At 64.4% G+C, this 8,651-nt stretch carries 5 protein-coding genes; all 5 read left to right on the top strand.

Translation table 11 applies throughout. The features are described 5' to 3' along the window. The first annotated feature begins 501 nt into the window (after positions 1–501). Genes HMPREF3036_RS06865 through HMPREF3036_RS06845 form a run of 5 tightly spaced genes read left to right on the top strand, consistent with a single transcriptional unit; the run spans position 502 to position 8,588 of the window. Positions 502–4,605 (top strand): YhdP family protein, encoded by a 4,104-nt coding sequence (locus HMPREF3036_RS06865; RefSeq protein ID WP_062332886.1) that lies wholly within the window; start codon positions 502–504, stop codon positions 4,603–4,605. A 49-nt stretch (positions 4,606–4,654) separates the two neighbouring features. Then, a complete protein-coding gene (locus tag HMPREF3036_RS06860; protein WP_005433719.1) occupies positions 4,655–5,464 on the top strand; it encodes a nitrilase-related carbon-nitrogen hydrolase in 810 nt (269 codons plus the stop codon). A gap of 4 nt (positions 5,465–5,468) precedes the next feature. Continuing rightward, positions 5,469–6,950: a metalloprotease TldD gene (tldD, locus tag HMPREF3036_RS06855; RefSeq protein WP_005433721.1), complete on the top strand. Its 1,482-nt coding sequence runs from the start codon at positions 5,469–5,471 to the stop codon at positions 6,948–6,950. 55 nt (positions 6,951–7,005) lie between these two features. Then, positions 7,006–7,620 (top strand): lysophospholipid acyltransferase family protein, encoded by a 615-nt coding sequence (locus HMPREF3036_RS06850; protein ID WP_005433723.1) that lies wholly within the window; start codon positions 7,006–7,008, stop codon positions 7,618–7,620. Then, positions 7,617–8,588 (top strand): phosphatidate cytidylyltransferase, encoded by a 972-nt coding sequence (locus HMPREF3036_RS06845; protein WP_005433724.1) that lies wholly within the window; start codon positions 7,617–7,619, stop codon positions 8,586–8,588. The genes HMPREF3036_RS06850 and HMPREF3036_RS06845 overlap by 4 nt, the downstream gene beginning before the upstream one ends. Positions 8,589–8,651: the final 63 nt, after the last annotated feature.

Here is an 8,651-nt window from a genome sequence, read left to right as displayed (position 1 = left end):
AGCGAGGTCTGCCGGCTTTCCGGAACATGTGACGCTGTAGAGCCCTCCGGACCGCTTTGCCAATACTTTGCGCTTCATGAGCGCCAATGTCTTTTCGACCGCTCGCCTTGCGATGATTATTCGCAATGATCGTAAGGCCGAACTCGGTTAGTCCAAAGGCTTAGTGAACAGCACTGAACGCTTTCGTGCGTGCTTTCCCCTTGGGCATGTCCCGTGCCACCCGCCACTCCTGCGTTTCACGCATGCGCTGCAGACACCCGAGAGCTGTCCCGAGCGTCGCATTGTAGATGCGTACGTCCTAACTCAAACGCCTTTTCGAGAAAACGATTCTGCTGATCGTTCACACGAAGCGGAAGTTCGACAATGTAGGAAGGGGTGGTAGTATAAATAGGACAATGTTACTTCACGTTCGAAAACTTTGTGCGCCTTACCTCCCATTGAAATGAGAGGCTTGCGGCGCACGGGTTCTGTCAAAAGGTCTCAGACTCTGCACCGCCGCCGATGAAGAAAAATTTTTTCCGCCGCCGTTCGATCAGCTACAGAGGTCGCGGCAACTTCGCGACGCAGCTCAGCTTCTCCCAGCCGATCGTGAAGCTCGCCGTCTGGCTCTACTTCATCATCTGCATCCTGGTCATCGGCACCCGCGTTTTCTTCATGACGCAGGCCGACCACTACAGGGATGAAATCACAGCACTCGTCTCCGAAGCCGCGGGCGTCGACGTCCATGCGGGCGAATTCTCCGCAGGCTTCGAGCGCTTCTGGCCCGTCATCACCGTCAGGCAGCTCGAGCTTGCAAGGCCGGGCGGCCCCGTCTCGCTCACGCTCCCCGAAGTCAAGGCAAGACTCGCCTGGTCCTCGCTCTGGCATCTCGAGCCACGTTTCCAGCTGTTGCGCATCAGCAGTCCCGACCTGCGCATCACCCGTCTCGACAAAACGACGCTCGACATCGCGGGCTTCGTCGTCAATCTCCCCGAAGGAAGCGACGAGGAATCCAACTTCGCCGCTTCCGGCGACAGCAGGGTCGCCGCCTGGTTACTCGCGCAGAAGAAGCTCGAGCTCGTCAACGGCACCATCACCTATGACGACCGCTACAGCCCCGGCGCCGCCGAAGTCCGCGTCATGAACGCTAACGTCGTTTTCGAACAGACGCTTCTCGACTGGCGAGTCGCCGTCGACGGCACCGCTCACATCAGCGCCGAGGAGAGTCCGCACAAGCAGGGCGAATGCTTCACCGCCGTGGCCCGCATCGACCGCCACATCTTCACGGACACGTCGAACCCGTTGACCTGGAAGGGACAGGCCTACGTGCGCTTCTCGCACGCCGACGTCGCGAAGCTTCTCTCGCGCGCGGGCTTCCCGCAGTTCATGTCCTCGGGTTCGGGCGCCGCCGAGGTCTGGGCGGGCTTTGCGGACGGCCGCATCACGAGCGCCACGGCCGACGTCGCGCTGCTCGACATCCACACTCAGCTCGCCGACAATCTCGAGCCCCTGAAGCTTGCCTGGCTCGAATCGCGCCTCTACTACAACGGCTCGTTCGGCGATCGCGCCGAACAGACCTTCGGCGTAAGGAAGCTGGACTTCATGACGGCCGACCGTCGCCGCCTCAAGCCCACCGACGCCTCGGTCACGATCAGGACCGACAGCGCGGGCCAGATCTCCGACGGTGCCATCACCGTCTCGCGCCTCGACATCGGCTCGCTCATCGCCCTCGTTCCCGAACTTCCGCTTGACGACGCCGTGCGCTCCTTCGTGACCGCACACGCCCCCGAGGGCTACCTGAAGGACGTCAGCGTCGCCTTCTCGGGCAATCCCTCCGACCCCGGCAACTGGCGTCCCGCCGCCACCTTCAAGGACCTCTCCCTCAAGGCTGCGGACGGCATTCCCGGCATCAGGGCCATTTCGGGTTCGATTTCCCCCCTCAAGAACGGCGAGGGCTTCAAGGTGGTCCTCGACAGCCCGAAGTCGACCCTTTCCTTCCCCGGCATCTTCCGTCACTCCGACATGAAGTTCGACACGCTCAAGGCAACCGCCGAGATCGTGCCCCATCCGACGCTCACCGTCCGTCTTCCGTCCTTCGAGGCCTCGAATCCGGACGCCGCGCTCAAGGGAAGCGGCAGCTGGCAGGCGACGGGCGGCCCCGGCACGCTTGAGCTCAACGGCACGATCAGCAGGGCCAGGGCGACGGCCGTGCCCTACTACATTCCGCTCGTCGTGGGCGACGACGTGCTCGACTGGCTAGAGGCCGGCATTCTCGGCGGCAGCGGCTCCAACGGCACCTTCATCGTGAAGGGACCGCTTGAGCACTTTCCCTGGGACGGCAAGCACAAGAACGACGGACACTTTGCGATCGAGGCCGACATGACGGGCGGCAGGCTCGACTTCCTCCCCTCGCACGTCAGGAAGGCCGACGGCAGCTGGGAGACCGCCTCGAGTTGGCCCGTTCTCAACAACATCGACGCGCACCTCGCCTTCATCGGAAACGGCTTCGAAATCCGCGGCCGGAGCGCAACCTCGCACGACCTCAAGGCAAGCGACGTCGTCGTCAGCATGAAGTCCTACACGGACGCCGATCTGGAGATCACGGGCCGCGCCCAGGGAGACCTCGGCCGCGTGCTCCGCTATCTCAATCAGGGCAGGATGCTCAACGACATCCTCTCCTCCGCGTTCGCCGAAAGCAAAGGTTCGGGCGCCGCCGACGTGCGCATGAACCTTCATATTCCCCTTTCCGGCGACATCGTCAGAAACCTGCGCGTCAACATCGATGCGGACATCCGCAACGCCACCTTCTACTACGGCCTCAACCTGCCGACGGTCTCGGGCGTCAATGGGAGCCTGCACATCACGGAAAAGAGCGTCGTCACGCCCGCGCCCCTCACGGGCACGAGTCCCGGCGGCAAGCCCGTCAAGGTCACCGCCGAAACGAAGGACGGCGTCATGACGCTCGGCATCGATGCCGAGCCGACGACAGCCGAACTCGAGCACTTCCTCGGCATTGATGTCGCCGAGCTCTTCTTCAAAAAGCTCACGGGCACGTCTCCCGTTCATGTCGACACCGAAATCGGGCTCACGAAGAGCCGCTTCGCCGTCACCGGCAGGACGGACCTCGACGGCATCGCGAGTACGCTGCCCGAGCCCTATGAAAAGGCGGCGGGCGAGAAGTGGCCCACGACCTTCAGCGTCACGCTTCCCGAAAAGGCCATGCACGTCGACGTATCGAGCCCCGGACGCGCCGCCGTGGCGCTTCGCTTCACCCGCGACAAGGACGGCCTCTCGCTCAGGCACGGCTACGCAGGCCTCGGATCCGCACCCATGCGGGCTCCCGCCGAAGGCATCGCAATCCGCGTCGAGACGCCCCGTGCGTCCATCGACGACTGGCAGCCCTACATTCTTCAGGACGAAAGTCCCGCGAAGCCCGGCAGCGGCAGGACCGCAGCCGGGGAGTCGGCCGTCGACCGCATTTCCATGGTCGAAGCCGAGATCGGCGGCGCCCTCTGGTCGGACAAGGAGTTCCGCAACCTCAGCCTCACGGCCAGACGCTTTGCGAAGAACGACTGGCACGTCAGGGTGGCGGGCGACGACGCCGCAGGACAGATCGAATACAACCAGGCGACGAGCGAGGCCCATGCACGCCTCAAGGTCAACCTCACCCGCTTCGCGCTTCCCGACAGCAAGGCCGAGAGCTTCGTGCCGAGCGCCAGGCAGGAGGCCGTCACGACCGTCTCCGACCTGCCCGACATCTCACTCGTCATCGACGACCTCAAGGTGGGCAAGCGTCACCTCGGCAAGGTTGAGTTCGAGGCCAGCCGAAGGGTCGAGGCGGGCAACATCGTCTGGCGCATCACCGAGGCGGCCCTTCGCAATGCGGGCAGCGTCATCCGCGCACGAGGTAGCTGGGTGCACACGCCCGGCAAGTCGGGCGAGACCTCCGTCTCGATCGACGGCAACATTCCGGACGCGGGCAAGCTTCTGGCGAGCCTCGACATTCCGCACGCCGTGAACGGCGCGCCGACGACCCTGCACGCCGACCTCTCCTGGAACAACGCGCCTCACCGCCCCGACCTCTCCACGCTCAGGGGCTCCTTCTCAAGTGAGATGAAGCGCGGCGAATTCCTGCAGATCGAGCCCGGCGCAGGCCGCCTGCTGAGCCTGCTGTCGATGCAGCACCTTCTGCGCAGGCTCACGCTCGACTTCAGGGACGTGCTCGGCAAGGGCTTCGCATTCGACTCCGCCCACGTTGCGGGCACGGTGAAGAACGGCGTCCTGAGCATTCCGAAGGCCTCCGTCCTCGGCTCGTCCGCCACCGTGATGGTGGGCGGCAGCATCAGCCTCGTCAGGGAGACGCTCGACCTCGACGCCATCATTCTCCCCGCCATCAACGCGGGCGGGCCGGCGCTTGCGCTCTCGATCATCAACCCCGCCGTCGGCATCGGCACCTTCCTCACGCAGTGGGTTCTCAAGGACCAGCTCTCGAACATGTTCCGCATGGAGTACGAGATCAAGGGCCCGTTCGACGACCCCGTCGTCGAGAAGGCCTCGCGAACAGAACTCGGCGCGGAAATCAAGCCCGCCGCGCCCGGCGAGCGCATCCGCCCGCTTTTCGACTAGAACGCATCCGCTACAATGTGCGGACACAACATCCCTTTCTTTTGACACCATGCGCATTTCCGCCTGCCAGATGATTTCGGGCATTGATCCCGAACAGAACGTTCTCGACGCCGTCAACCTCATTTCGGCCTCCGCCGACTCGGGCGCCGATCTCGTCGTGCTCCCCGAGAACTTCGCCCTGATGGCGGGCGACGCCGCCAACCTCGGCATTGCCGAAGCCGTCGGCGAAGGCCCGATCCAGGATGCCGTGCGCATGGCGGCCATGCGCTGCGGCCTCTGGGTCGTCGCTGGCTCGATTCCGCTCAAGGGAAAGGACGCCACCCACTACACGCAGTCCTCGCTCGTGTTCGATCCGGAAGGCAACATCGCGGCCCGCTACGACCGCATCCATCTCTTCCGCTTGCAGAACAAGACCGAGTTCTACGACGAGCGCATCTACATCGAACCCGGCAAGTCCCCCGTCACCTTCAGGATGACGACCTGGGACGGCGAGTCCTTCTCCGTCGGCCTCTCGCTCGGCTTCGACCTGCGCTTTCCCGAACTCTTCCGCGGCCTTTCCCAGCCCGACCTCATCGTGTTGCCCGCGACCTTCACGGAAATGACGGGCCGCGCCCACTGGGCGACGCTGCTCGCTGCACGCGCCATCGAGAACCAGTGCTTCGTCGCAGCGGCCGCCCAAGGCGGACACCATGCCTGCGGCAGGCGCACCTGGGGCCACTCCAGAATCATCGACGCCTGGGGCGGCATGGTGAGCGAGCTCGCCTCCGGGACGGGCATCGTGATCGGCAACATCGAGCGCAGCCAGCTCGAGAACGTCCGAAGCACGCTTCCCGCGCTCGCCTCGCGCACGATCTACTGAACACATGACGACATTCACATCCTCGCTTGAGCGGCTTTCAGCCGCTCAAGCGCTTTTTTACTCGGGCACGGGACTCGACGACGGCGCGCTTCTCAAGGTGCTCGGCCGCATGACGCCGGCAGGCGCGGACTGGGCGGACATCTACCTTCAGCAGACCGTCTCCCGTTCCTGGATTCTCGACGAGGGCGCCGTCAAGACGGGCGGATTCTCCATCGACAGGGGCGCAGGACTGCGCACCGTCTGCGGCGAGACCTCCACGCTCGCCTACACGGACGTGCTCACGCCCGTCTCGCTTCTCGATGCTGCAGGCACCGTGGTCGCCTCGGCCGCCTACTCCCCCGAGGGCGCCCCAGGCGTCGTCATCCCCGCCTGCCTCACCCCCGGCTCCTACAGGCCCTGCTGCGGGACGGAGGACGCATCCTCGAACATGCACACGCCACAGGCGCTTGAGCTCATCCGCGAGGCCGACGCCCTGGCGCGCGAGGCGGATCCCAGGGTCACAGACGTGGTCGTCACCCTTCAATGCGAGACGGATGCAACGCTCCTCTGCCGCCTTGACGGCCTGCTTTCGGGCGACATCCGCCCCATGGTCTACCTTTCGATCTCGGTCATCGCCTCGGAAAACGGCAGGCGCGAGCGAGCCTCGGCCGGAGGCGGCGCACGCGCGGGGCTTGAGTTCTTCACGCGGGAGCGCATCCGTAAGTGGGCTCGCGACGCCGTCTCGGAGGCAATCCACAATCTCGGCGCCGCACCCGCACCTGCAGGCATCATGCCCGTCGTGCTCGGTCCGGGCTGGCCCGGCATTCTGCTCCACGAGGCCGTGGGCCACGGACTTGAAGGCGACTTCATCAGAAAGGGCACCTCCGCCTTCACGGGCAGGATCGGCATGCGCGTCGCATCCCCCGGCGTCACGGTCGTCGACGACGGCACGATCGGACTAGCGCGCGGCTCCATCTGCGCCGACGACGAAGGCACGCCCGCCGCGCGCACGACGCTCATCGAAGACGGCATCCTCACGGGCTACATGCACGACCTCACGAGCGCCCGCGTTCTCGGAACCGCCCCGACGGGCAACGGCCGACGCGAGAGCTTCGCCACGCTGCCCCTGCCGCGCATGACCAACACCTTCATGACGCCCGGGGACTGCGATCCCGCCGACATCGTCAAGTCGGTCAAACGAGGCATCTACGCGAGCAACTTCAGCGGCGGGCAGGTCGACATCACCAACGGCAAGTTCGTCTTTGCGATGAGCCGCGCCTGGATGATCGAGGACGGCAGGCTCACTCACCCCGTGCGCGGCGCCATGCTATCGGGCTCGGGTCCCGAGGCCCTCAAGCACATCCCGCTCATCGGCAACGATCTTGCACTTGACGAGGGCACGGGACAGTGCGGCAAGGACGGCCAGCAGGTACCCGTGGGCGTAGGCATGCCCACCATCCGCATCGATGCGCTGACCGTTGGCGGCACTGCGGAAAATGCCGTTTAAGCGTACCAGCCGTGCGGTTTATAATGTTTAGATTCCCTTAAAACAGGAACATATCGTGTTCAAATCGTTCAAGCTAATGACGCCCATCGTGTGGCTCACGAGGCTGCTCGTCGGCGCCTACCCCCACTGGCAGGGCTGTGCGCCGTCCTCCAAACAGCGCATCTACTTCGCCAACCACACGAGCCATCTCGACACGATCGTGATCTGGGCCTCGCTGCCCCCGCAGCTCCGTCCATTCGTTCGCCCCGTCGCCGCCAAGGACTACTGGGAAAAGGGCCTGCTTCGCCGCCGCATCGCGCTTGACGAGCTCAACGTCGTGCTCGTCGACCGCCGCCGCACGGAACACAGCAATCCGCTCGATCCCCTGCGTCAGGCGCTACAGGAAGGCTCCTCCCTCATCATCTTCCCCGAGGGCACCCGCCGTCCCCAACCGCTGCCGAGCGAGTTCAAGTCCGGCATCTGGCGCCTGATGAAGGAATTTCCTCAGGTCGAGCTGATTCCCGTCTACATCGAGAACCTGCACCGCGCCATGCCCAAGGGCGTGCTGCTTCCCGTTCCCACCGTCTGCTCCATCCGCTTCGGCGCCCCGCTCGAGCATTCTCCCGAAGACCTGAAGGAGGATTTCCTTGAACGCGCCCGCAACGCCATCATCTCCCTAGCACAGCCATGAGACTCGGATTCACCATTCAGGAGGCCTACGGCATCCTTCTCGTCGGCCTCGCGCTTCTTGCCGCCGCCGGCACCTTCTACGCCAACTGGGCCCTGAACCGCAGCAGCGATCCCGAACATCGCGCCCGCCTGCTTGCGGTCAATGCCCGCGTGCGCATGTCCTGGTGGCTCATCGTCGTCTTCACGATCGCCTTCGCGCTCGGCCAGGCCACGCTTCTCGTCTTCTTCGCGCTCATCAGCTTCTTCCTGCTGAGGGAGTTCATCGCGATCACGCCTACGAAGCCCACCGACCACAATGCGCTCGTCGTCGCGTTCTACATCGCGATTCCCGTGCAGTACGCGCTCATCGGCTTCGACCTCTCGTACTTCACGACGCTCTTCATTCCGACGTACCTGTTCCTCGCGCTGCCCGTCATCATGGCCATGACGAAGGACACGGAGCGCTATCTCGAGCGCGTCGCCAAGGTGCAGTGGGGCGTCATGCTCTGCGTCTTCTGCGTGAGCCACGCACCCGCCATCGCGACGCTCGACCTGACGCGCTACAACTCGTCCGGTCCGCTGCTGCTCCTCTTCTTCCTGCTCGTCGTATTCGTGAGCGACCTCGCCTCGAGCATCGCCAGCTCCTTCTTCGGCGGCAAGACCCTGAGCTTCAACTCCAACCGCACGATCAAGGGCACGCTCATCGGCTCCTTCTGCGGCGTGCTCGCCGGTGCGGCCATGTTCTGGATCACGCCGTTCCGCGCCTGGCAGGCCGTCATCATGGCCGTCATCATCGCGGCCTCCTGCGTGATGGGCGACCTGGTCATCAACTCCGTGCGCCACAGCATGGGCGCCACGCGCCTTGCAGGCGAAGGAGACATCTACATGACGCGCGGCACGCTTGCGCGCCTCGCTCCCCTCACCTTCGCGGCCCCCGTCTTCTACCATCTGACGATCACATTCTTCATCCTCTACAAGGACGCGTTCTAAGCAGAAGGACGGACGTCCGGAAGGAACGACCAATCGGATAGGGGTGAGGACTTTTGATCCTCA

This window comes from Sutterella sp. KLE1602 (assembly GCF_001578585.1).
Lineage (GTDB): Bacteria > Pseudomonadota > Gammaproteobacteria > Burkholderiales > Burkholderiaceae_F > Sutterella > Sutterella wadsworthensis_A.
Note: the sequence above shows the minus strand (reverse complement) of the source record. Positions and strands in the feature narration are given on the sequence as shown.

Bases quoted from the DNA above. Each gene is read 5' to 3' on its own strand.
- HMPREF3036_RS06865 (WP_062332886.1), top strand. From the start codon at position 502: ATGAAGAAAAATTTTTTCCGCCGCCGTTCGATCAGCTACAGAGGTCGC.
- HMPREF3036_RS06860 (WP_005433719.1), top strand. From the start codon at position 4,655: ATGCGCATTTCCGCCTGCCAGATGATTTCGGGCATTGATCCCGAACAG.
- tldD (WP_005433721.1), top strand. From the start codon at position 5,469: ATGACGACATTCACATCCTCGCTTGAGCGGCTTTCAGCCGCTCAAGCG.
- HMPREF3036_RS06845 (WP_005433724.1), top strand. From the start codon at position 7,617: ATGAGACTCGGATTCACCATTCAGGAGGCCTACGGCATCCTTCTCGTC.